Annotated in this window: 22 protein-coding genes; 12 read left to right on the top strand and 10 right to left on the bottom strand. The window is 65.4% G+C overall.

The features are described 5' to 3' along the window. The first annotated feature begins 17 nt into the window (after positions 1 to 17). Genes A5724_RS09425 through A5724_RS09390 form a run of 8 tightly spaced genes read left to right on the top strand, consistent with a single transcriptional unit; the run spans position 18 to position 7,858 of the window. Complete coding sequence (locus A5724_RS09425) at positions 18 to 722, top strand: NIPSNAP family protein (RefSeq protein ID WP_067799727.1); 705 nt, start codon at positions 18 to 20, stop codon at positions 720 to 722. After that, positions 719 to 1,945, top strand: coding sequence for a cytochrome P450 (locus A5724_RS09420; protein WP_067799724.1), 1,227 nt, complete (start codon positions 719 to 721; stop codon positions 1,943 to 1,945). Before A5724_RS09425 ends, A5724_RS09420 begins: the two co-directional genes overlap by 4 nt. A 2-nt stretch (positions 1,946 to 1,947) precedes the next feature. After that, complete coding sequence (locus tag A5724_RS09415) at positions 1,948 to 2,916, top strand: zinc-binding dehydrogenase (RefSeq protein ID WP_067799721.1); 969 nt, start codon at positions 1,948 to 1,950, stop codon at positions 2,914 to 2,916. After that, on the top strand, positions 2,913 to 3,668 hold the full coding sequence (locus A5724_RS09410) for an HpcH/HpaI aldolase/citrate lyase family protein (RefSeq protein ID WP_067799718.1): 756 nt from the start codon (positions 2,913 to 2,915) through the stop codon (positions 3,666 to 3,668). Before A5724_RS09415 ends, A5724_RS09410 begins: the two co-directional genes overlap by 4 nt. Then, entirely contained in the window at positions 3,665 to 4,375 is a 711-nt protein-coding gene (locus A5724_RS09405) for an SDR family NAD(P)-dependent oxidoreductase (RefSeq protein ID WP_067799715.1), read from the top strand. Before A5724_RS09410 ends, A5724_RS09405 begins: the two co-directional genes overlap by 4 nt. Continuing rightward, on the top strand, positions 4,357 to 5,853 hold the full coding sequence (locus A5724_RS09400) for an NAD(P)/FAD-dependent oxidoreductase (protein WP_067799712.1): 1,497 nt from the start codon (positions 4,357 to 4,359) through the stop codon (positions 5,851 to 5,853). The genes A5724_RS09405 and A5724_RS09400 overlap by 19 nt, the downstream gene beginning before the upstream one ends. After that, complete coding sequence (locus A5724_RS09395) at positions 5,835 to 6,758, top strand: alpha/beta hydrolase fold domain-containing protein (RefSeq protein WP_067799709.1); 924 nt, start codon at positions 5,835 to 5,837, stop codon at positions 6,756 to 6,758. The genes A5724_RS09400 and A5724_RS09395 overlap by 19 nt, the downstream gene beginning before the upstream one ends. After that, positions 6,740 to 7,858, top strand: coding sequence for an acyl-CoA dehydrogenase family protein (locus tag A5724_RS09390; protein WP_067799706.1), 1,119 nt, complete (start codon positions 6,740 to 6,742; stop codon positions 7,856 to 7,858). The genes A5724_RS09395 and A5724_RS09390 overlap by 19 nt, the downstream gene beginning before the upstream one ends. On the opposite strand, the gene A5724_RS09385 is transcribed toward A5724_RS09390, so the two are convergent. Continuing rightward, complete coding sequence (locus A5724_RS09385) at positions 7,849 to 8,781, bottom strand: LLM class flavin-dependent oxidoreductase (protein WP_067799703.1); 933 nt, start codon at positions 8,779 to 8,781, stop codon at positions 7,849 to 7,851. The genes A5724_RS09390 and A5724_RS09385 overlap by 10 nt on opposite strands. A 104-nt stretch (positions 8,782 to 8,885) precedes the next feature. On the opposite strand from A5724_RS09385, the gene A5724_RS09380 reads away from it, so the two are divergent. From A5724_RS09380 to A5724_RS09370, 3 genes are all read left to right on the top strand, one after another. After that, positions 8,886 to 9,806: an LLM class F420-dependent oxidoreductase gene (locus tag A5724_RS09380; RefSeq protein WP_067799700.1), complete on the top strand. Its 921-nt coding sequence runs from the start codon at positions 8,886 to 8,888 to the stop codon at positions 9,804 to 9,806. Between the two features lie 86 nt (positions 9,807 to 9,892). Further along, on the top strand, positions 9,893 to 11,047 hold the full coding sequence (locus A5724_RS09375) for an acyl-CoA dehydrogenase family protein (protein WP_067799697.1): 1,155 nt from the start codon (positions 9,893 to 9,895) through the stop codon (positions 11,045 to 11,047). 8 nt (positions 11,048 to 11,055) lie between these two features. Beyond that, on the top strand, positions 11,056 to 12,159 hold the full coding sequence (locus A5724_RS09370; protein ID WP_067799694.1) for an acyl-CoA dehydrogenase family protein: 1,104 nt from the start codon (positions 11,056 to 11,058) through the stop codon (positions 12,157 to 12,159). 49 nt (positions 12,160 to 12,208) lie between these two features. Here A5724_RS09370 and A5724_RS09365 read toward each other — a convergent pair whose 3' ends face one another. Genes A5724_RS09365 through A5724_RS09335 form a run of 7 tightly spaced genes read right to left on the bottom strand, consistent with a single transcriptional unit; the run spans position 12,209 to position 19,734 of the window. Beyond that, complete coding sequence (locus A5724_RS09365) at positions 12,209 to 12,658, bottom strand: pyridoxamine 5'-phosphate oxidase (protein ID WP_067799691.1); 450 nt, start codon at positions 12,656 to 12,658, stop codon at positions 12,209 to 12,211. A gap of 46 nt (positions 12,659 to 12,704) precedes the next feature. Beyond that, positions 12,705 to 13,052, bottom strand: a complete 348-nt coding sequence (locus A5724_RS09360) for a DoxX family protein (protein WP_067799688.1) — start codon at positions 13,050 to 13,052, stop codon at positions 12,705 to 12,707. 50 nt (positions 13,053 to 13,102) lie between these two features. After that, positions 13,103 to 14,293, bottom strand: coding sequence for a cytochrome P450 (locus A5724_RS09355; RefSeq protein ID WP_067799877.1), 1,191 nt, complete (start codon positions 14,291 to 14,293; stop codon positions 13,103 to 13,105). Between the two features lie 11 nt (positions 14,294 to 14,304). Further along, positions 14,305 to 15,843, bottom strand: coding sequence for a bifunctional 3-(3-hydroxy-phenyl)propionate/3-hydroxycinnamic acid hydroxylase (locus tag A5724_RS09350; RefSeq protein ID WP_067799684.1), 1,539 nt, complete (start codon positions 15,841 to 15,843; stop codon positions 14,305 to 14,307). Then, positions 15,840 to 17,672, bottom strand: coding sequence for an AMP-binding protein (locus A5724_RS09345; RefSeq protein ID WP_067799681.1), 1,833 nt, complete (start codon positions 17,670 to 17,672; stop codon positions 15,840 to 15,842). Before A5724_RS09345 ends, A5724_RS09350 begins: the two co-directional genes overlap by 4 nt. After that, entirely contained in the window at positions 17,669 to 18,607 is a 939-nt protein-coding gene (locus tag A5724_RS09340; protein WP_067799678.1) for a fumarylacetoacetate hydrolase family protein, read from the bottom strand. The genes A5724_RS09345 and A5724_RS09340 overlap by 4 nt, the downstream gene beginning before the upstream one ends. Further along, a complete protein-coding gene (locus A5724_RS09335) occupies positions 18,604 to 19,734 on the bottom strand; it encodes a VOC family protein (RefSeq protein WP_067799675.1) in 1,131 nt (376 codons plus the stop codon). The genes A5724_RS09340 and A5724_RS09335 overlap by 4 nt, the downstream gene beginning before the upstream one ends. A gap of 104 nt (positions 19,735 to 19,838) precedes the next feature. Between A5724_RS09335 and A5724_RS09330 the strand changes: the two genes are divergently transcribed. After that, entirely contained in the window at positions 19,839 to 20,498 is a 660-nt protein-coding gene (locus A5724_RS09330) for a TetR/AcrR family transcriptional regulator (RefSeq protein WP_067799672.1), read from the top strand. Positions 20,499 to 20,517: 19 nt separating this feature from the next. Here the strand turns inward: A5724_RS09330 and A5724_RS09325 are convergent, their stop codons facing one another. Together A5724_RS09325 and A5724_RS09320 are read right to left on the bottom strand one after the other, a co-directional pair. Continuing rightward, on the bottom strand, positions 20,518 to 21,915 hold the full coding sequence (locus tag A5724_RS09325; RefSeq protein ID WP_232004758.1) for an amidohydrolase family protein: 1,398 nt from the start codon (positions 21,913 to 21,915) through the stop codon (positions 20,518 to 20,520). A gap of 57 nt (positions 21,916 to 21,972) precedes the next feature. Then, on the bottom strand, positions 21,973 to 22,674 hold the full coding sequence (locus A5724_RS09320; protein ID WP_232004757.1) for a TetR/AcrR family transcriptional regulator: 702 nt from the start codon (positions 22,672 to 22,674) through the stop codon (positions 21,973 to 21,975). Positions 22,675 to 22,699 lie beyond the last annotated feature (25 nt).

Below are 22,699 nucleotides of genomic sequence, written 5' to 3'. Positions count from 1 at the left end.
TGCGACGTTTGGTGACGATGAAGCGCTATCACGGCCACACGCTGCTCTATCTGCACGAGACCATCGACCTGGGCAGCGGGCGCAGCGAGCGATTCACCGACGTGTTCGGCGACGTCTATCACCCGATGATGGAAGACCTCGGCGCGCGGCTGTTCGCGATATGGGAGACGACGCCGTACAACGGGCACTGGCCGCAGGTGACGATCATCTGGGAGATCGACGAGTTCGCCGACTACGCCCGCATCGGCCGCGCACAAGCCCATGGCGGAAGCCACCGGGACATCGCCGTGAAGTGGGCGACGTTCCTGTCCGAGATCGGCGCGTCGGGGGAGGGCCGCATCATGTACGCCGGCGCAAGTAACAAGACGCTCGCCCAACTGAAGCGGTCGAACTTCGCCGCCGGACTGGTGATCCAGGAGATCATGCAGACCAAGCCGGGCCGCCAGGACGACTACATTCGCGAACTGGAGCGGCTTTACGTGCCGTGGTCGGAACGCACCGGCAAGCGCTGGCTCGGCTCCTTCATCACCACCTTCCGCTTCAACGAGGTGATCCACTACTGGGCGCTCGACGGTGACTGGGACTGCTTCGAGAACCACTACCCGTCCTGGAAGGACAGCCCACCCGCCGAGATCGTCACCTGGATGAGCGTCGCGCCCGCCCTGCGCGACGGTTGGGAAGACTCCATTCTGGCTGCCCTGCCACCGTCGCCGCTGCAATGAACGCACCGACGCTGCAGGACTTCTCGTACGATCCGTTCGACGCGGCGGTGATGGCCGATCCACTGCCGTACTACCGGAGGCTGCGCGACGCGCATCCGGTTTACTATCTCGACAAGTGGGACACCTACGCGCTGTCCCGGTTCTCCGACATCTGGCAGGTACTGGAGATCAACGACGGCACGTTCGTCGCGTCCGAGGGAACACTGCCCGCGGCAACGGTTTTGGCGCGGCACAACAACGGCCCGGTGCCCGATCCGCCGCTGCACCCGATGCCGTTCCACGCGAACTTCGACGCCCCGATCTATGACCAGGTGCGCCGCTGCACCTCGGCTCCGTTCCGGCCGAAATCAGTGTCCGCGCTTGCCGACCGCATCCGCACCCTGGCCAACGAACGACTCGACGAACTGCTGCCGCGCGGCACATTCGACCTGACCCAGGAGTACGGCGGGATCGTCGCCGCATCCGTGGTGTGCGAAATACTGGGCCTCCCGGTCGATCTCGCGCCCGAGGTGCTCGCCACGGTCAATGCGGGCAGCCTGGCGCAGCCGGGCAGCGGCGTGGAAGTGGCCAACGCCAGGCCCGGCTACCTCGAATACCTGATCCCGATCGTGCAGCAGCAGCGGCGCGCGGCGGCCTCCGACGGATCGATCGCCGACAACCTGATCGGCTACCGACTGCCCGACGGTTCGGCGTTCAACGACATCGAAGCCGCTACCCAGATGCTCGGCGTGTTCATCGGGGGGACGGAAACCGTCCCGAAGATCGTCGCGCACGGGCTGTGGGAACTCGGCCGCAGGCCAGACCAACTCGCCGCGGTGCACGCCGACCTTGACGCGAACGTGGCCGTCGCGCGCGAGGAGATGATCCGCTACTGCGCGCCCGCGCAGTGGTTCGCACGCACCGTGCGCAAACCGTTCCACCTGCACGGCATCACAATTCAACCGGGCCAACGGATCATCGCGCTGCTCGCGTCGGCCAACCGCGACGAGCGCGAGTACGTCGATCCCGACGAGTTCATCTGGAACCGCAAGATCGAACGGCTGCTGGCCTTTGGCCGCGGCCAGCATTTCTGCCTCGGCGTCCATCTCGCGCGCATGGAGATCGCGATCATGGTCACCGAATGGCTCAACCGCGTCGACGACTGGCAGATCGACGAGGACGCCGCGTCGCGGCCACCGTCGAGCTTCCAGTGGGGCTGGAATACCCTTCCGGTGGAGGTCTGACGGTGTGGTCATACCGGCTCGTCGCGCCGTACACCTTTGAGCGATCCGATATTCCGGACAAGGCACCGGAAAGCCTCGGCGACGGTCAGGTCTTGTTGCGGTTCCTTGCTGCGGGGGTTTGCGGCAGCGACCTGCCCGCGTTCCGCGGCGCCAAGGGCAGGCTGCCCGGCGACACCGGGGTCAGCGCCGCGGAGATGGACGGCTTCCCGGTCCACGAGGTGGTTGGTGACGTGATCGCCAGTAGGCACCGCGACCATGCCGTCGGTGATCGCGTTGTCGGGTGGGCGTCGGGCTTCGACGGGCTGATGGAATATGTCGTCACCGACGGCGACGGCCTGGCCCCGTTCGAGCTGGAACTGCCCCCGCAACGTGCCGTCGCCCTGCAGCCACTGGCATGTGTGCTCTACGCGCTGGAACAACTTCCCACCCTCGACGGCAGCCACGTCGCGGTGATCGGGCAGGGTTCAATCGGGCTGTTGTTCTCGTATGCGGCAAAGGCTCTCGGGGCTCGCCATGTGACGGGCGTGGATCCGGTCGACCGCGACGGGATCGGCAAGCAGTTCGGCGTCGACACCATCGTGCGCGCCACCAGCGACCGCTGGGTGAGCCACCTCGACACCAGCGGCCGCCCCGACATCGTGATCGAGGCCGTCGGCCATCAGGTCGCGACGCTGGGCCACGCCGTGGCGGCCGCGGCGTTCGGCGGCACCGTCTTCTACTTCGGCGTGCCCGACGACGACAGCTACCCGATCAGCATGCGGACCATGTTGCGCAACAACCTGACGCTGAAATCCGGTGTGACGCTGGACCGCAGGCGCATGCTGATGTCGGCGAACGGGTTCGCGCGTAAGCACCCCGAGTTGCTCGCCGCGTATGTCACTCACACCTTCGGCGTCGACGACGTGCAGGCCGCGTTCGAGTTGGCCTGCAGGCCGGATCGCGAACGCATCAAGGTCGCGATCGTCGCATGACACCGAGCAGACTGCAGCACGCGCTGGCCGCAAAACCGCAGGTGTGGGGCGGTTGGGTGGTCGGCCCGACCATCATCGGACCGGAGGAATTCGCCGCCGCGGGATACGACTACGTCGGATTCGACGTGCAGCACGGCTATCTCGACGATGCCGATGTCGCCGTGACTCTGCGCCGGTTGGAGCACGTCCCGATCGCCACGGCGGTGCGGTTGCCGTCGGCGGACCCCGCGCCGATCGGCCGAGTGCTCGACGCCGGCGCCGACGCGGTCGTTATCGCGATGGTCGAATCCGCCGATCAGGCCGCGGCCGCGGTCGCCGCCACCAGGTACGCCCCGGCCGGGGTACGCAGCTTCGGTCCGCTGCGGGCCAGCCTCGGCCTCGATCCCGCCGCGCTCGAGTCACGGGTGAGCGTGTTCGCGATGATCGAAACCGCTCCCGGATTGGCCGCGGCGGTCGAGATCTGCGCTGTGCCAGGGCTGACCGGCGTCTACGTCGGGCCTGCCGACCTCGCGCTCTCGCTCGGTGTCGGGCTCGCCGACGTGTGGACTGACGCCGAGGTCAGCGCCGCCATCGCAGACATCCAGAAAACCGCGACGGCGGCGGGATTGGTGGCCGGCATTCATGCCAGTACTGGCACTCGCGGTAAAGCATTGGCGGAAGCGGGTTTTCAGATGATCACCCTGGCATCAGAATCGCAGGTGCTGCGGCGCGGCGCCGCCGCCCATCTCGGCGAAGCGACAGGGCAGTCATGACAACGGATCGGATCGCATTGGTGACGGGTGCCGCCCGCGGTCAGGGCGCGGCGATCGTGAACCGCCTGCGCACAGACGGATACTGCGTCGCGGCCTGCGACGTGCTGACCATTGACGTCGACGACGACGACGTCATCGCGCTGTCGCTCGATGTGACCGACCCTGACCAGTGGACCACGGCCGTCGCCGCGACCGTCGGGCGGTTCGGCGCCCTGACCACGTTGGTGAACAACGCCGGTGTGTTGCACCGCGCCTCGCTCGACGACGAGACGCCGTCCGGTTTCGAAGGCAGTTGGCGGGTCAACTGCCTCGGACCGTTCCTCGGCATCCGCGCCGCGCTACCGCATCTGCGCGACGCCGAGGGCGCCGCCATCGTGAACACCTGCAGCACAGGCGCCATTCGCGCGTTTGCGAACCATGCGGCCTACGGGTCGGCGAAGTGGGCGCTGCGCGGTTTGACGCAGGTCGCCGCGGCCGAGTTGGCGGCATCGGGTATCCGGGTGAACGCGGTGTTCCCCGGGCCCGTCGCGACGCCGATGCTCGACGACGCGACGCAGACGCGACTCGCCGAGCGGTCGGTGATGGGACGGTTGGGCAAGCCGATGGAGATCGCGGACGCCGTCGCGTTTCTGGTGTCCGCGCAGGCGTCCTTCATCACCGGATCCGAACTCGTCGTGGACGGAGGCCAATGCCTTCAGATCGGATGAGGTTGTCGGTGGGCATCATCGGCGCGGGCCCCGGCGGCCTGGCGCTCGGAATCCTGTTACGCAAGGCTGGCTTTCGCGACTTCACCATCTTCGACCGCGAGGACGGCGTTGGCGGGACGTGGCGCATCAACACCTATCCCGGCCTGGCGTGCGACGTGAAATCGCACCTGTATTCCTATTCGTTCGACCTGAACGCCGACTGGTCGCGGCTGTGGTCGGCGCAACCAGAAATTCTGGCGTACTTCGAGCGCTGCGCTCAGCGGTATCGGCTCGGTCCGAACCTGCGACTGGCCACCGAGATCACCGCCGCGCGGTGGAACGGCACGGCGTGGCAGCTGACGGCGAGCAGCGGCGAGGAGTTCACCTTCGATGTCGTGGTGTCGGCGATCGGCCTGTTCACCCAGCCGGTGCTGCCGGATCTCGTTGAGACCGAACCGTTCACCGGCACGCTGATGCATACGGCGCGTTGGGACCACAGCGTCGACCTGCGCGGTGCCCGCGTCGCCGTCCTCGGCACCGGGTCGACCGCCGCGCAGTTGGTGCCCGAGGTGGCCAAGGTGGCCGAGCAGGTGTACTCCGTGCAACGCTCACCCACCTGGATCCTTCCGAAACCCGACCGGCCCTACACTGACCGGGAGAAGTGGATCTTCGCCCACGTGCCGTTCGCGAAGAGGCTCTACCGCACGCGACTGTGGCTGCGCAGCGAGTCCAACATCGCCGTGATCGAGAACGGCAGCGACAAGACGCAGGAGTTCAAAGCCATCGCGCTGCGGACGCTGGAGACGACGGTGCCCGACGAGACGTTGCGCCGCAAGCTGACTCCCGATCATCCGTTCGGCTGCAAGCGACTCGTCTTCGCGACGGACTATCTGCAGGCGTTGACACAACCGCACGTCGAGGTGGTGTCGAGTCCGGCCCGAACACTGCGGGCCAGGTCGCTGGTGACCGAGGACGGCACCGAACTCGACGTCGACGTCGTGTTGTGCGCCACCGGCTATGCGGCGGCCGACTACCTCGGCCAGATCGACGTCGTCGGCGAACATGGAATGACCCTGCGGGAAACGTGGCGCGACGGCGCATACGCCTATCTGGGCATGGCGGTGCCCGGCTTCCCCAACTTCTTCATGCTCTACGGCCCGAACACCAATGTCGGGTCGAACAGCGTGATCTTCATGCTGGAGGCGCAGGCGCGCTATATCGTGCGGGCGCTGAAATGTTTGCGGCGCAAGCGCACACGCTACGTCGCCGTGCGACCCGCCGCGATGGCCGACTTCATCGCGAAGATCGACGGATGGATGCGGGGCACCGTGTGGCTGACCCGGTGCAGCAACTACTTCCGTGCCGCCAACGGTCGGGTGGTCACGCAGTGGCCGCGCAGTGCCCGCGTCTTCTGGGCGATGACGCGCAGGTTCAAACCAGCCGACTTTGTGTTCGAGCCCGTGCAGGAGGTGAACCACGCATGGTTGAGCACCGCCTAGACCCCGCGCTGCGACAGTTCGCGGCGGCCCGCATCGATCTGTCCGCCAGCGTGCTCGGCGTCGTGCGTGATTCGCTCAACCAGCGCAGGGCGGAGGCCGCCCGGCACGTCAACACCGTCGGTGTCGAAATCGAAGAACGGCAGGCCGCCTCGATCGGCGTGCGCATCTACCGTGGGGTAGCAGCACCCGCGCCCGCGGTGATCTATTGCCATGCAGGGGCGTTCGTCCTCGGGAACCTCCACACCGACCATCGGCAGTGCGTCGAGTTCGCCAGGCGCGGACGGTGCACGGTGATATCCGTGGACTACCGGCTGGCACCCGACGAGCCGTATCCCGCCGGACTCGACGATGCGGCCGCCGTGCTGGCGTGGGCGGCCGACAACGGGACGAACCTCGGCATCGACCCGACGCGTCTCGCGGTCGCGGGCAGCAGCGCCGGTGGCGCGCTGGCGGCGTTGCTGGCACAACGCGGGACGGTCCCCGTCGTGTTCCAACTGCTACACCAGCCGGTGCTCGACGACCGGCCGACGCCGTCAAAGGACGAATTCCTCACCACACCGGGCTTCGACAGTCCCGCCGTGACCCAGATGTGGCAGCACTACCTTGCCGACGACGCGGTGCCCGCCGACGCTGTTCCGGCGCGCTGCGACGAACTATCAGGCGTGGCAGCTGCTTTCGTCTCATGCTCGGAGCTCGACCCGCTGCGCGACGAGGCGATCGACTATGCGCTGCGGCTGATGTGGGCGAGCGTCGCGACCGAGTTGCATGTCTTCCCTGGGACATGCCACGGATTTGACTCGCTGCTACCGGACTGGGAAACAAGCCAGCGGCTATTCGAACTACAGGGTGCCGCGCTGCGACGAGCACTGCACGAAAGGGAGCCGAGTTGGACTTCGCGCGTGTAGAACTGTCCGACGACGACCGGGCCTTTCGGGATGAGCTCCGGGCGTTCCTGGCCGCCATCGTGACCGACGACGTCATCGCTCGTGATCGCGAGACGGGCGAGAACTTCGATGAGGGCGTACATCTCGCGCTGGGCGACGCCGGATATCTGGCTGCCGATTTCAAGGACGAAGCCGACGGCGGCTTCAGCAGGCTGCGTCGCCGCATCTGGAATCTCGAGATCGGGCGGGCGCACACACCGTGGTTCCACTGGGGCATCACGGCGATGGTGGCGCGGGCGGTCGAGCATTACGGCTCGCCAGAACTGAAGGAGGAGGTGCTGCCGAAGGTGTTGTCCGGCCACGTGCGGCTGTGCCTGGGCTATACCGAACCCGAGGGCGGATCTGATGTGGCGACCTGTAAGACACGCGCGGTGCGCGATAACGAGGGCTGGGTTATCAATGGCTCCAAGATGTTCACGTCGAACGCACACAACGCGCAGTATGTCTACCTGATCACCAATACCGACCCGGATGCACCAAAACACAAGAGCTTGACGATGTTCCTTGTCCCACTCGGCAGCCCTGGGGTCGAGATCCAACCCCTCCGCACGGTCGACGGCGACCGCACCAACATCACCTACTACAGCGATGTCCGCATCGAGGACAAGTATCGCGTCGGCGACGTCAACAGCGGGTGGACCGTCTTGCGGGACGCGCTCAACGACGAGCACGGCACGGTCGAGCGCGGCGACGACGGCCTGCAGAAGCTCGCCGCGATGACCGAACATCTGCTGTTGTTGGCCGACGCCGTCGACCACGTGGCGGCCCGCGCCGGCGACGACGACGCCGTGAATTATCGGCTGGGCCGCAGCATCGCGAGGATGGAGGCGGCGATGAGCACTCCGGATATGTTCGGCCGGGTGGCGATCGCGCAGACCATGCGCGACGTCGCACCGGAGCTGATGGACATCATGGGCACGGCCGCGGCGCTGTCGAATGAGCCTGCCGAGTACATCTTCCGCCTCGCCGGGCCGACGGGCATCTATGGCGGCACACTGGAAGTGTTCCGCAACATGATCGCCCAGCACGCGCTCGGGTTGGGCAGGCCGCGCTACAGCTGAGCGATCACGTCGGCCGCCAGTAGTTCGAGTGTTTCGTCGGATCCGCGGTCGTGAGTGAACAGCACGATCTGGCCGAAGCCCATGCGATGTAGTTGATGCAGGCGGTCGACGATCGCGGACGGCGTGCCGATCAGCCCGCCCTCGTGCAGACCGAATGCCGGTACGCCGAACCGCTTTTCGGCCAGCTCGCGAACCGCGGGCAGCGCTGCGTCGTCGGGGGCAAGCGCCATCACCGCCTCGACCGACAGCACGATGCTCGCCGGGTCGCGGCCGACGTCGTCGCACAGCGCGCGCAGCACCGACATCTTGCGCTCGAGTTCACCCAACGCGTACGTGGGCACGTTCCATACGTCGGCGTAACGCGCCACCAGCGGCAGCGTGAACTTCTCGCCGACCCCGCCGACGACGATCGGCGGCCGCGGTTGCTGAGCGGCCCCGGGTTTGATCGGCATGTCGCGAACGGTGAAATGCTTACCGGTGAAGTCGATTACCTCGTTCGCGAAGGCCTGATGCAGCATCTCCAACGTCTCACCCAGTTTCTCCGAGCGTTCACGAAACGATCCCCACCCGAGTCCGGCCCTGATGTGCTCGTCGTCGATCGACCCGCTGCCGATGCCGAGTCGAAGCCGACCCGCCGAGATCTGGTCGAGGGTAGTCGCCATCTTCGCCAGGACCACGGGATGGCGAAACTGGTTGCACAACACCATGTGCCCGACGTGGATGCGGTCGGTCCGGCTGAGCAGCGCGGTCGCCAACGTCCACGCTTCCATCGACGGGTATCCGGGAGCGCCGGGCCCGTAGAGGTGGTCGTAGAGCCACAGCGAGTCGATGCCGAGCGCATCGCACTGTTGCGCCCGGTGCAGGATCTGCTCGTAGGTGAAACCCATCTGCGGCAGGTAGACACCGATCTCCGGCTTGGTCATGGGCCCGTCACCCCTTTCGGTGCCTGCACTCTGTACATTCGGTGATCCGCATGGTAACGACATTCTCAGTAATCGAGAAGACTGTTCTGAGGCGGAGCACCCGGATGAAGTTCACGTTCACACACCCGATGCACAGCCATCCGTACAACCCGGAGCTGGTCACCGGGTCAGGAATCGCGACCGTCGCCGCGGCGGCGGAGGCGGCAGGGTTCGACGGGTTCGGGTTCACCGATCACCCCGCGCCGACGCAGCGGTGGCTGGCATCGGGCGGGCACGACGCGGTCGACCCGTTCGTGGCGATGGGCTTCGCGGCGGCGCACACGACGACGCTGCGGTTGATTCCGAACATCGTGGTGTTGCCGTACCGCAACCCGTTCGTGGTGGCGAAGTCGGGCGCCACGCTGGATCTGCTGTCGGACGGCCGGTTCACCCTCGGTGTCGGAGTCGGATACCTCAAGCGTGAGTTCGCCGCGCTCGGTGTGGATTTCGACGAGCGCGCGGAGTTGTTCGACGAGGCGTTGGAGGTGATCCGCGGCATCTGGACCACCGACGACTATGCGTACGAGGGGAAGCATTTCACCGCCACGGGAATCACGGCACATCCGCGGCCGGTGAGCGACCCGCACCCGCCGATCTGGATCGGCGGCAACACCGCTGCGGCGCGCAGGCGGGTGACCGCCCACGGCGACGGCTGGTGCCCGTTCCCGGCGCCCGCCGTGTTGGCGCAGACGGCGCGCACTGCCCCGATGGATTCGGGCACCCTCGGCGGCGGCATCGACGATCTGCGCCGTCGTCTGGAGGCGGCGGCCCGGGATCCCCTGACCGTCGACGTCTGCTTCACCAATGCGGAGGGCGGAAGTCCCGGCGCCGACGACTTCAACGCCGACGCTTATCTCAGTGGCATGGAAAAGCTTGCCGCACTGGGCGTTACCTGGCTGCAAGTCGGTTTGCCGGGGGACAGCCTGGCACATGCGCTGGAGACCATCGAACGGTTCGGCAAGTCGGTCATCGGGGCGGGCGGCTGAACATAGCCCGGCGTCACTGACAGGAAACACGCCCTGCACAATCAAAGGAGACTGCCCAGCACGTCCGCGATAGATCGGGGTTTACCTTGAAACTGGCGTTGAGCAGCGAAGATGCTGCCTTCCGCGAGGAACTGCGCGAACTTTTCACCACCGAGATACCGGCCGAGATCCGGGACCGGGTGCGGGCCGGCCACCCGCAGTTTCCCGATGACATGGTGACCAGCCAGAGGATCCTCAATGCCCACGGGCTGGCCGTGCCGAACTGGCCGGTGGAATGGGGCGGCAAGGACTGGACTCCGTTGCAGCGGCAGATCTGGATGGACGAACTGCAACTGGCCTGCGTGCCGGAACCGCTGGCGTTCAACGCCAAGATGGTCGGCCCGGTGATCGCCCAGTTCGGCTCGCAGGAGCTCAAGCAGCGGTTTCTGCCGCCGACCGCCAACCTGGACATCTGGTGGTGCCAAGGCTTTTCCGAGCCGGAGGCTGGGTCCGACCTTGCCTCACTGCGCACCACCGCCGTGCGCGACGGAGACACCTACGTCGTCAACGGCCAGAAAACGTGGACGACGCTCGGCCAGTACGCGAACTGGATCTTCCTGCTCGCCAGGACCGACCCGAACGCCCCCAAGAAGCAGGCAGGCATCTCGTTCCTGCTGGCGGACATGTCCACCCCTGGCATCACCCTGCGACCAATCAAGCTGATCGACGGCAGCTACGAGGTCAACGAGGTGTTTTTCGAAGATGTGCGGGTGCCTGCGGACCAACTCGTCGGTGAGGAGAACCAGGGCTGGACGTACGCGAAGTTCCTGCTCGGCAACGAACGCACCGGCATCGCCAGGATCGGCACCACCAAGGTGTGGCTGGCGCAGGTGAAGGAACGCGCGGGCGCTCTGCTCGAGGACCCGCTTTTCGCGGCCAGGGTCGCCGAAGTGGAGAACCAACTGCTTGCGCTGGAGTTGACGCAGATGCGCGTCACACGCACCTCGGCCGACGGCGCGCCGAACCCCGCGTCGTCGATCCTAAAACTGTGCGGCAGTCAACTGCAGCAGGCGGCGATGGAGCTTCTCGTCGAGGTGGCCGGACCCGATGCGCTGCCGTTTCAAGCCGGTGACGACATCGACACGCCGGTGTGGGCGCAGGCAGCCGCGCCGAGGTATCTCAACTTCCGCAAAACGTCGATCTACGGCGGCACCAACGAGGTGCAACGCAGCATCATCGCGTCGACGATTCTGGGATTGTGAGCGAGAGCATGGACTTCGACCTGACCGAAGAGCAGCAGCTGTTGCGGGACACGACTCGTGAATTGCTGTCGCGTAGCTACGATATCGAGCGCCTCAACAAGGTGGCCGACACCGACCTCGGCTGGAGCCGTGAGGTGTGGAACCAACTCGCCGAGGTGGGGATTCTCGGCCTTGGCTTCGACCCGAGTGAGTCCGGGCAGATCGAGATCATGGTCGTCGCCACCGAGATCGGCAGGCGGTTGGCCCCGGAACCGGTGGCACACGCCGCGCTGGTCCCCGGTGCACTCATCGCTGAGTTGGGCAACGAGCAGCAGAAGCAGATGCTCGACGACGTCGCGTCGGGCGGCACGTTGTTGGCGTTTGCGCATCTGGAGCCCGGAATGCGTCAGCCGTCGGACGAGATCGGCAGCACGGCGCAGCGTTCTGACCCGTGGACGATCACGGGCCGCAAAAACCCTGTGCTGGCAGGTGATTGCGCTGACGTGGTGATCGTCAGCGCGAAGTTGCCGGGCGGCGGCGTCGGGCTGTTCCTCGTCGAAGGGGCGAGCGCGCAGCGGCGGGCCTATCGAACGTTCGACGGCCAGCGCGGCGCTGACATCCACCTCGATTCAACCGCCGCCGAACCGCTCGGCGATGGCGGAGACGCAGGCGAACACATCGTGCGGGCGGTGATCCGTTACCAGTCGGTGCTGTGCGCAGAGGCTGTCGGGGCGATGGAGGAGGCGCTGCGGCTGACCACCGAATACCTCACCAGCCGAAAGCAATTCGGGGTGACGCTGAGCAAGTTCCAGACGTTGACGCAACGCGCGGCGGACATGTACGTCTCGCTCGAGTTGGCCCGCAGCATGAACTTCTACGCGGCGATGTCGATCGCCGACGGCACCTTCGACCCGGTGATCGCCGCACGGGCCAAGCTGCAGATCGGACGGTCGGGACGACACATCGCACAGGAAGCCATCCAACTGCACGGCGGTATCGGGATGACGGCCGAATACCCGGTCGGCCATTACGCCGCCCGGCTCACCGCCATCGGAAACACCTTGGGCACCACTGACGATCAACTGCGCACGCTGATCGGCCGCATCGGCTCCTACGGCGCCGTCGCGCTGTAGGTCCGCGGCGATCAGCTTCAGAAAGGTTGTGCGCAGCGCCGCCATTGCTTCAATGCTTCTCTTCCTCTGACAGCACACGCACGACCGGGTCCGGGGCATTCCAGGCGACCGAGGACGATCCCCAGTGCGTCAGCTCGCCTGCTTCGTCGTTGGCGTGTAGGTGACGCGGCGGCGTGGCGAACGTCGCATAGGGACGGCAGCGGATCACCAGCCTGTCCTCCCGTTCGGCCATCCCACGGACGAAGGGTCGGGCTTCATCACCGGCCTGCTGTCCGGACATCCGCCAGCCGACACCCAACATCACGTCGACGACGAGCTCGGGATCACGATCGATGACCGCGTCCGCGTACACCTGCAGGAAGGAAAACGGCCACCGCTCGTCGAGCACACAGAGGCTCACTTTCCCATTCTGCGCCACGGCTTTCGCCTTGGCACGTCCGGCCATGGTGGACACCAATATCTCGTCGTCTTGGGTGGGTACGTAATAGACGATCGACATCGCCGGTCCGTCATTGCGACGCTTCTCTCAATCGTTGGGGGAAGGGCTAGAGGATCGGGATCGGTGCGGCGTTGGCGGCAAGTACGACGACCGCGACTGCGAGCGCTGCGGTGAGTACGGCCGGAGCCATGGCGAGCAATCTGTCTCTGGCCTTGGCGTGATAGCCGATGGCGCCGCACATCAACAGGCACACCGCGGCACCGGTGACAACGGACAGCGCTGGGAATGCGATTCCGAGTAAGAGACCGACGGCAGCGGCTATCTGGGCTGTGCCGATCACCCTGTCCAGGGCGACGCTGATGCCTAGATGGTCGGCGGCCGTGCGAGCCGCCCTGATCTGTACGAACTTTGGTGCGCCAGTGACGGCCATCTCCAGTGCCAATAGGACCGACATAGCGATGAATGCAATACGCATGACACTCCAATGGGGGAAGGTGGATAGCCCTAGGCGGCAATGAGTTTGAGTGGCAAGCGTTCGTGACGATGGATAACGTTGTTGATCGCCCACGTCGGCGGGCCGGTGAGTTCAAAGCGGTCCACCCGTTCGATGAGCGCGCGCAGGATGGCTCCGGTTTCCAAACGAGCCAGGGCCTGACCCGCGCAGGCATGGGCCCCTTGTCCGAAGCCGATGTGTCGGCCGGCGTCACGGCGAATGTCGAATACGGAAGGTTCGTCCCACTCGCGTTCGTCACGGTTGGCCGAGGCATACATCACAAGGACTCGGTCACCGGGTATCACGCGGGCGCCACCGATTTCGGTCTGACTGCGCACGCAGCGAGCGAATGCCCGCAACGGCGGCTCGTACCGAACGACTTCATTGATGGCGTTCGGCATGAGTTTGGGTTCGTTCTTGAGTAACTCCCACTGCTCCGGGTGTATGGCGAACAAGTACAGCGCATTGCTGATAGCGCTCATGGTGGTGTCAATCGACGGGGCGAGATAGTCCACCATAAGCGGCGGACACTCCTCGTGGCTCAACTTGCCTTCGTCGGCGGCGATCAGCAGTTCGTGGGCCATGCTGCCCTCGATTACGTTGCGCTCGCGTACGACGCGGCGGGCAAAGCGCAGCATCCTCACTGTGCCCGGCACCGCTTTGATGGCTTGCCAATTCAGTGGCCCGAGGACGTCGAAGGTCGCCCCACCCCAAGCAATGAGGTGATCGCGTTGGTCGCGGGGCCAGCCGATCAGATCAGGCACTACGGCAAGCGGAAGCGCCGCGGCAAGGTCGTTAACACCATCGATCTCAGCCTTGTTGACTGCCGCATCGACGACCGCGGCGGCTGTCGCATCAACGGTGTCGCTGATCGTGCGCAATGCACGCGGCAACATCCGATGCGCCACCTGCTTACGTCGCTGATCGTGTTCGGCTCCATCGCTATTCAGCGTCGTGCCGCGGGACAGCCGGTTGGTGATGCGGTTGAGCGCGACGCCCGCTCCCGACAGGAACGTTTCGTCGTCACGCAGCACCGCCTTGCACTCGGCGTAGCGAGGCAGCGCATACACCTCTTGTTTCGACAACCACACCACGGCACCCAGGTCGCGGAGCCGCTGGTAGTGGGGATAAGGATCGAGGATGGCCTCGACGGAGTAGATGTCTGGCTTGTAGACCGGGACACGGGCGGTGTTACGACGCATCGGTCGTCCTTTCAGCATTTCGGAGCGTCGGTGGTCGCAACGACCGCCGAAAACTTGGGCATCATGGCGCACAACCGAGAAACATCGCGGCCCGCGCACATGACGGTGCGGTCGGGCCGGATGATCGCGGCGGTTGCGCGCCCGCGGCGAAGCCAGCGCGCCAACTCGCTGCCCGGTTCGGCGACGTGGACAACAGCGCCCAGCTCGTCGAGCGCGGCCTGCTGGAATGCGAGCGGTCGGGCGGTGGTGACGAGCGAGAAGCCAGTCCCCACCACCGCGTCGAGACGCTTTCCGTCTGCCACAACGGGATTCGGGCATAGTCTGCCGGCCAATTGCCGCGACCGCCGCGATTTATGGATCAACGCAGAACGGTGCAGCGAAGGTGTCCTACCCTCAACGAGCTTGTCACGCAAGCCGGGGACCAGATGCAGCCGCGGGACGACCAGTCGGCGGATGGCGTTGCCGAGGTCCCCGCCCGCAGTCATCGCCCAACCTATGCTCAGCGCCATCCCGACCATGAAGCGGGCATGCGGTTTTCGCTCTTGCTCATACGTGTCGAGAACACTCGGAGGAAGGTCGCCGTGTAGTACTGCGGCAAGCTTCCACGCGAGGTTCATCGCGTCGCGCAACCCTGCGCCCATCCCTTGGCCGATGAACGGTGGGGTGAGATGGGCCGCGTCACCGAGCAGGAATACGTTTCCCCGTCGCCACCGATCGGCGAACTTGGCTCGGAAGGTGTACTCCGCCACGCGCACCAGCGTTAGGTCCGCCCCAGGGACGTGGCCGGCCCACGGGGCGATGAGCGACCGCAGCGCATGCAGCGTGCCGAAATCCTCGGCGGTCTCGCCGGGCAACAACTGAAACTCCCAGCGATAACGGGCGTTTCCGATGCGCATGTAGGTCGCGGCGCGGCCCGGGTCGCACACCTGATGTACGCCCTCCCACTGACCGAGGTCCGCGGTTGTGGCGATGTCGACGACCAGCCACCGTTGGTCGAACTTCAAGTCGCGCATGCATGCGGCGATGGATGACCGCACGACACTGTTCGCGCCGTCGCACCCGAGCACGTAATTCGCTTCGACGACATGCTCTGCGCCACTCGCGCGATCGCCATACGTGACCAGGATTCGGCCATTCTCCTCGTCGGCGATGTGCGTCACCTCGGCGTCGCCACGAAACTCCACAGACGGGTAGCGCCCGAGATTCGTGCGCAACAGCGCCTCGAAGTCGGGCTGATCGAACATGTTCGCCTGCGGGAAGCCGTGCACGCTGCGTGCCGGATCGCGCTGAAACTCGGCCAACACTCGTGTGGTGTTGTCGAGTAACCGCAAGCCCAGTGCCGGGCGGGAGATCGCGGCGAACTCCTCAGCAATACCGAGACGCGCCACGATTCGGTAGATCTCGTCATCGAGGTGGACAGCGCGAGGCTGGGGATACACGCTGGCCCACCGATCCAGAACGACGCATTCGACGCCGTACTGCGCCAGCAAGGTGGCCGCGGCGATACCCGTCGGGCCGGCACCGACGATGACGACGGGGACGGTCGTCATGGCGTCTTCTCCACCCGCGATGTCATGGGGTAGCGGCCGAGGGCCTCCTCGACAGCCACGTGGTCGGCTAGTGAATTGAGCGTGACGGTGACCACAGGTGAACCGTCTTCGACTGCGGCGGCGATGGATTCGATTCCGTTTTGGTCGGCTAGGGCGTCGGTGGCTGCGGCGTGTGCGGCGTCAGCACGTAGCGGCGGCTTGTACGGCTTGCCGACGGCGGTGACCGGCAGCGTGTCGATGATGGTGACGACTTTCGGCGCGGCCGCTTTATCGGCGACATGCTCGCTCGCCCATGCACGTAGTTGATCGCCCGTCACCGCGCAGTCCGACCTGAGGGTCACGTAGGCAACGGGGACCTCCCCGGCATGAGTGTCGGGTCTGCCCACCGCCGCCGCACCGGTGACATCGGGATGCTGCAGGAGCGCGTCCTCGATGGTGGCCGGATCGATGTTGTGACCACCTCTGATGATCAGATCCTTCGCGCGGCCCGTCAGGTAAATGAAGCCATCGGAGTCGATCCGCGCCAGATCACCGGTATCCAGCCAGCCGTCGACGAGCTTGCCCTGGCCATCGACAACGAAACCATCACTGCCACCGGCGGTCACGTAACCGGGAAACACCGTCGGGCTGCTGATGACCAAGTGGCCTACCTCGCCGGTGGGAAGGTCGTGCCACAAACCGTCGGCGTCAATGCGTACGGTCTTGACCTGTTGGTACGGGAGGCGTTGCCCGACGGATCCTGGGCGCTGGTCATCGGGGAAGCTGCGCGCGCTTGCGCACGTCGCCTCGGTCAGCCCGTAGCCCTCGAGTAGTCGGATGCCGGTGTGCGCCTCGAAATCCCGTCGCACAGAGACGGGCAGCGCTGAGGCGCCGACCAGAGCGAAGCGCAGGCTGGAGATGTCGGCGTCGACAGCGCACTGCGCCAAAACGCCGTAGACAGTCGGTACCGCGCTCATCGAGGTGATGGCGTAGCGCTGAACGATCTTCCAGAAGTTGGCATAGAGCGCCGGATCGCGATAACCGAGCGGGCCTGCCCAGATCACGCGCTGACCCCGCATCATCGGTGCCAGCAGGGTGACGACAAGCGCGTTGACATGAAACAACGGCAACGCTGCGAAGATCGTTGCGTTCTCGTCGAGGACGGAGTTGGCCGCGATCATCCACGCGTCGGTTACTTCGTTGGCATGGGTATGTGCGGCCAGCTTCGGTGCGCCAGTCGTGCCGCCGGTGTGGAAGATCGCAGCCAGATCGCCGGGGGCCGGTAGCTTTCCGCGGAAAGCTGACCCGTCATACATCGCCGACTGACGGATTCCGCCGGTTGCAGGCAGCGCCAGCACTGTGTCGACAACGCCGGCAGTCGCGAGTTGTTCGGCCATTTCCCAACTGGCCGCGTCCAGTTCGGGTGCAGCGGCGATCAGCACTCGTGCACCGGACCGTGTCAGAAGCTCTGCGACGTGCTCCGAAGACAGGCCGCCGTTTATCGGCGCGGCGATACCGGCGAGCTGAGCAGCCAAGGTGGCGGTGAGCAGCGCGTCGCAGTTGGGGGAGATCAGCGCAACGGCATTGTTTCGGCCCACGCCGATGCCCCGCAAGAAATTGGCCGTCTTGTGCACGTCACTGAGCAACTCACTGAAGGTCCGATGCGCCGGCTTGTCCCAGCGGGTCGCGTCGGGCAGTACTGTCACTGCGGTTTGCTCTGGCCACAGCGTGGCCGCCCTTGTCAGCAGCGCGTAGGTGGATTCAGGTAAGCCCCTGTGCTCCAACGGAATCGACTCGATGTCTTTGAGGTCGGCCGGCGCGGCGTAGCTCGGCCATAGTAGATCGGTCACGCGTGTTTCACCCTGGTGCGCTGGGTGCCGAGGTCGATGGCGCCGTCGTCGGTCGCGACGGACAGTTCGACTATGTCGCCGTGCTGCAGATACTTGTCGTTCTTGGCTTGCTGCTTGAAGAACGCCTTCCACTTCACTTGGGGTGGCAACAGCGAAGAGATCATCTGGATCACCTTCGGTGGAGCGCTGAGCGCGGTGCCGACGGGCGTGCCCGTTAAGATGAGATCGCCTGCCCTCAAGTCCTGGAATCGCGACAGCGACTGCAGAGCCTGCAACGGTCCGTAGATCATGTCGCCCTCGACCAGCATGTCTTGTCGCAGTTCGCCGCCGACGCGCGTTTGCAGCCGGAGATCGCCGAACCGCTTGAGCTCGTCGGCGTCGACGAGCACCAGGGCGGGGCCGACAGGCGTGAACGTCGGGTATGACTTCGCCTCGTAGAACTGGGTTTGCGGCAACTGGATGTCGCGGGCGGACACGTCGTTCGTCACGACGAGGCCGGCGATGTAATCAGCCAGGTTCGACTCGGTGATCTCAGTTCCGACCGGGATGTCCCGACCGACGACCAGACCGATCTCCACTTCGTAGTCCAGGAACTTGACGTGCTGCGGTTTGACGATGTCATCAAACGGACCGCTGATGGAGGCGGATGACTTACGGAAAAAGGTGAGTGGGATCGTCTTTGGATCCATACCCGCGTCCTCGACGTGTGAGACGAAGTTCGTCATCTGGGCTACCACACGGCATGGAGCTGTGACGGGGGAGAGCAGATCGAGGCCGTCGACGGGGACGGTGCCGGAACTGTGGGCCGCGGCATCGATCGCGGCTCGGTCGCCCAGCAGCTCACCAGTCGTGGTCGCAGCAGTATCGATTTTGGCTGCGCCCGTGGGTGTTTGGACCCACCAGGCATCAGCGGTGCGAAGGACGGAAATGGTCATGAACGAACTACTTTCAGGAGGCCGATCAGGCGGTTGACATCGAATTCGTTGTCCCCACGCAGCGCGGCGATCATCGACCGCGCCTCATCGGGAAGGGCTTTGGGATTGCTACCGAGGAAGTCCTTGCTCGCGGGCGGCCCCCACTGGGCCAAGCCCGATGCGGTGAACGGCGCCCAGCCCGGCTCCAGCGATGAGTCGAACATGTCCCCGTCGGCGAAGTGCTCGACCATGAAGCCGTCCGGATCGCGCCAGTAGTCGAACAACTGACTGCCCTGGATGTGCCGGCCGATGCCCCAAGATCGGAAATAGCCGCGCTCCCGGAGGTATTCGCCGCCTGCGGCCAGCGCGTCCAGATCGCACACCTGGTAGGCCGAGTGCACGTATCGGTTCTGAGGCCCGAGCGCCAGGGCAAGCGTGTGGTGGTCGGCGGGGACGCTGCCGCGGTCGCAGCGGATGAAACTCATTGTCGGTCCGCGGTCGCGCTGCCCGGGGTAATAGAGGAAGTCGCTGACGATCATGCCGAGGTTGTCGAGGTAGAAGTTCAACGTCTCGAGGTATTTCGTGGTCTGCAGCACCAGGTGTCCCAGTCGCTGCACCTTCGCGGGTTCACGGGGCGGGCGCTGCGTCGCGTTCACCCGTCGCAGTTCGTGTCCGACGTTGTAGGTGTGCGGAGTCTGCGGCGACAGCGAGTCGAGTGGGTGGATGCCGGCTACGACATGGATCGGAACGCCGCTGGGGTCGACCAGATCGACGGTCAATCCGCCGATGGCTTCGGGCAGAGGCTCGGCATGGGCCCCGGTCGCCTCGGCAAGGCGCAACAGGTCTGCCTCGTCCTGGGCGTGATAGGCGGCACCGAGGAATCGGGTACACGCGCCGCGGCGAACGATGACGCATGGCGCGCCCGCGTCGGTGCCCCGCAATAGCAATTCGGTGCCGGTCCGCAGCACGGTGGCGAAACCGAAGGCGTGTGCGAACACCTCGGCCCGCACGAGGTCGGGCTTCTGGAACTCCAGCCACGCGATGTCGGCGACCTTGATCACCGGATTCCGCGACCGCCCGATGTGCTCGCCCTTCCGAGCGCCGTGCTCACTGTGCAACTCGCTGTGGGCACCTACCAGGCCGTTCATGCTGGCTCCCTTCTGACTGACGAAATCGTCACATACGACGTAATGCTCAGTCAAGACTTTCTGACGAAATCATCAAAACTGACAGAGACTGCTATGCTGCATGGGTGAGTGAATCGCAGGATGAGCCGGTCAACCGGCTGGAACGGCGCAAGCAGCGCACGCGCGCGGCCCTGATCCAGGCGGCGCAGGCCCTGATCGCTGCGGGCAAGCTCAACGTGCCGGTGCTCGAGATCACGCAGGCCGCCGATGTCGGGATGGGGTCGTTCTACAACCACTTCGACAGCAAGGAAGAACTGTTCGAGGCCGCGGTTGCCGACGTGCTCGACACCCATGGCGCCCTGCTCGATCAGCTCACGGCGACGATCGACGACCCCGCTGAAACTTTCGCGTCCAGCTTCCGATTGACCGGGCGGCTATTTCGACGTCGTCCACAGGAGAGTCGGATCCTGCTTGCCAGCGGACTCAACCTGATGTCGTCGGAACGCGGCCTCGGCCCGCGTGCATTGCGGGACATCGAAACGGCAGTCGCCGCAGGTCGATTCACGGTGGACGACCCCAAGTTGGCGTTGGCCGTCGCCGGCGGCGCGTTGCTCGGTCTCGGCAAGCTGCTGCAGGATGAGCCGGAGCGGGACGACTCCGCGGCCGCCGATCGAGTGACCGAAGACGTGCTGCGGTTGTTCGGGCTTCCTGCCGACGAGGCGCATGAGATCTGCACCCGCCCGCTGCCGGACCTTGCCGACGAGATGCTGCCCGACTCCGCCTAAGCCGGCTGACGCGCGGTCGCTAGGCATCCCCGGCATGCGCTTGGCGACGGAGATGTCGACGCACAACCGTGCGCACCACCCGGTGCCGTGTGCGGGCGATCGGACCGGTGGCATCCAATGCGTGGCTGAATCGTTCGCCCGACCGCCATAGCTGCTCTTTGACCCCGTCGACGTCCGAGTCGATGAGTGCGTGGTGCCGCTTGCGCCAGCGTCCGGCGATCATGACCGCTTCGATATTGGCGATGCTGGCCTGCAACGCCGCGGTGATCGGGTCGTGTGCCGGCCACAGGTTCAGTGCTCTGGTGTCGATGACGACGAGATCTGCTTGCATCCCAGGGGAGAGGTGGCCGATCCGGTCGCCGAGCCCAAGCGCACGTGCGCCGTGCGAGGTGGCCCACGACAGCGCCTGCTTACCGGTGGGTGTCGCGGTTGGCGCGCTCAGGCCCGTTCGCTCGAGTTGTTGTCCATGGATTAGTCCGCGCTGGCGGGCCAACGTGATCCTGGCGGCGGTGAGAACTTCGCCGGATACGGCGGTCTCGGTGTCGGTACCGAGCGACGGCGCGGCAGCGGCGTGCAGCAGTTGTTCGGTGATCGCCGTGCAATGTCCTTGGCCCAGTTCGTTTTCCGGTGTCGTTGTAAAGCTTACTCCGACGTCGGCGAGGCGCTTGACCCATGCGCCTGTCAGACCGGTGCCGTGCACGATGTTGACGCGCGGCCCCCACAGGCCTGCGGTGCCGACTGAGTTCCAGCCCTCTGCGGGGCTTCCCGCACTTTGATGCATCGATGCGATCACGCCGCGGTCGATGGCGGCGCGCAGGTCCGCGATCGCCACGTCGGGTGCCGAGAGTTGCGGGCCTTTGATTGCCATTCCCAGCGTGAGTAGAGCGCTGTTGGCGATGGGCCCGTCAAGGAGACGGTCGACTTCGGACACGTCGTGAGGTTTGGTGGGGCCGCCATGAGGTGTGCCGTGAAAGAAGACGGCGCGGATACCGGCGGTTTTCAGTGCGTCGATTGCGGCGTCGGCATGCGCCGGTGTCAGGCAGTTGTGGCACCAGTCGCCCACAGTGGTTGTGCCGCAGTTGATTTGGTTCAGTGCACCGGCCAGTGTGCCGATATACATATCGTCTGGCGCGTATCTGCGGGCGACGTGGCCGTGAGTGTGGGCCAGGTATTCCAGCAGCGACCAGTCTCCGCCGGCGAACCGTAGCGCGGTCTGCCACGTGTGTAGGTGGGCGTTGACGAGTCCCGGGATGACGATGCGGTCTTCGAGATCGACTACGTCGGCGCCGGCAGTGTCGACGGAGTCGCCCAACGCCGCAATGCGGTCCTCATCGACGAGGATGTCGATGCGTTCGGTGTCGGGGCGATGGGGCGCCATGGTGATCACCTGTGCACCACGCAACAGTATTCGCGCCACTGTTTGCCTCCCGCTGCCCTATTAACGGATACAGTGTGTCCGATAATAGGAGCGGTGTCAACGCCCCTTGCGCGCGACCGATTTCGGTGCGAGTTGGCTCAACCCGTTGATGATCAACTCAAGGCCGAAGGCGAACTCTTGCTCCAGCGGTACCGGCAGATGCTCGGCCACGCTGACGATGGCAGGAAACGTCCCGGGGTCCAGGCTCGTCCACGCTTCATCGTCATCGGTCGCGCTGCCAGTTGATGTGGACAACTGCGTAGCGAACCCCAACACGTAGCGCGCGAGCGTGGCGCAGGCCTGCGCTGCCAGTGCAGGCCTGAAGCCGGCTTTGAGCAGCAGCCCGATCGACTGCTCGCGCTGGGCCATCGCGTTGGGCCCTAGCGGCATGTGTTCGACCAAAAGCGGTGCCACATGGGGGTGACGTCGGAACACATCAAAAAGCTTATGTGCCAACGTCCCACAGGCTTGCTGCCACGTCATGTCTTCGAGTACTTCATCTTCCACGTGTGCCTCGGCCAGCACGCCGTCGACGACGTGGGCGACAAGGTCCGCCCGTCCGGTGAAGTGCCGATACAGCGTCGCGGTGCCCGAGTTCAGACGCTGAGCCAGATTTCGCATCGACAGGGCGTCGGCGCCCTCTTCGTCAAGGATGCGCGTCGCAGTCGCGACGATCCGGTCCAGCGGTAGCGGCGGACGACCCCTGGTTCGCAGAGTGCTCCGCTCCATCGGCTCAGTACCGGTGCATGACGTGCCCATGAGGCTCAGTATGACCATTCTTGAC

This window comes from Mycobacterium sp. ACS1612 (genome assembly GCF_001667505.1).
GTDB lineage: Bacteria > Actinomycetota > Actinomycetes > Mycobacteriales > Mycobacteriaceae > Mycobacterium.
This window is presented reverse-complemented; position numbering and strand designations above follow the sequence as displayed.

Coding starts and splice junctions, on each gene's coding strand:
- A5724_RS09425 (WP_067799727.1), top strand. CDS start 18: ATGAAGCGCTATCACGGCCACACGCTGCTCTATCTGCACGAGACCATC.
- A5724_RS09340 (WP_067799678.1), bottom strand. CDS start 18,607: ATGACCATTTCCGTCCTTCGCACCGCTGATGCCTGGTGGGTCCAAACA.
- A5724_RS09385 (WP_067799703.1), bottom strand. CDS start 8,781: ATGACCAAGCCGGAGATCGGTGTCTACCTGCCGCAGATGGGTTTCACC.
- A5724_RS09380 (WP_067799700.1), top strand. CDS start 8,886: ATGAAGTTCACGTTCACACACCCGATGCACAGCCATCCGTACAACCCG.
- A5724_RS09400 (WP_067799712.1), top strand. CDS start 4,357: ATGCCTTCAGATCGGATGAGGTTGTCGGTGGGCATCATCGGCGCGGGC.
- A5724_RS09365 (WP_067799691.1), bottom strand. CDS start 12,658: ATGTCGATCGTCTATTACGTACCCACCCAAGACGACGAGATATTGGTG.
- A5724_RS09335 (WP_067799675.1), bottom strand. CDS start 19,734: ATGAACGGCCTGGTAGGTGCCCACAGCGAGTTGCACAGTGAGCACGGC.
- A5724_RS09350 (WP_067799684.1), bottom strand. CDS start 15,843: ATGACGACCGTCCCCGTCGTCATCGTCGGTGCCGGCCCGACGGGTATC.
- A5724_RS09420 (WP_067799724.1), top strand. CDS start 719: ATGAACGCACCGACGCTGCAGGACTTCTCGTACGATCCGTTCGACGCG.
- A5724_RS09320 (WP_232004757.1), bottom strand. CDS start 22,674: ATGGGCACGTCATGCACCGGTACTGAGCCGATGGAGCGGAGCACTCTG.
- A5724_RS09405 (WP_067799715.1), top strand. CDS start 3,665: ATGACAACGGATCGGATCGCATTGGTGACGGGTGCCGCCCGCGGTCAG.
- A5724_RS09360 (WP_067799688.1), bottom strand. CDS start 13,052: ATGTCGGTCCTATTGGCACTGGAGATGGCCGTCACTGGCGCACCAAAG.
- A5724_RS09370 (WP_067799694.1), top strand. CDS start 11,056: ATGGACTTCGACCTGACCGAAGAGCAGCAGCTGTTGCGGGACACGACT.
- A5724_RS09395 (WP_067799709.1), top strand. CDS start 5,835: ATGGTTGAGCACCGCCTAGACCCCGCGCTGCGACAGTTCGCGGCGGCC.
- A5724_RS09410 (WP_067799718.1), top strand. CDS start 2,913: ATGACACCGAGCAGACTGCAGCACGCGCTGGCCGCAAAACCGCAGGTG.
- A5724_RS09355 (WP_067799877.1), bottom strand. CDS start 14,293: ATGCGTCGTAACACCGCCCGTGTCCCGGTCTACAAGCCAGACATCTAC.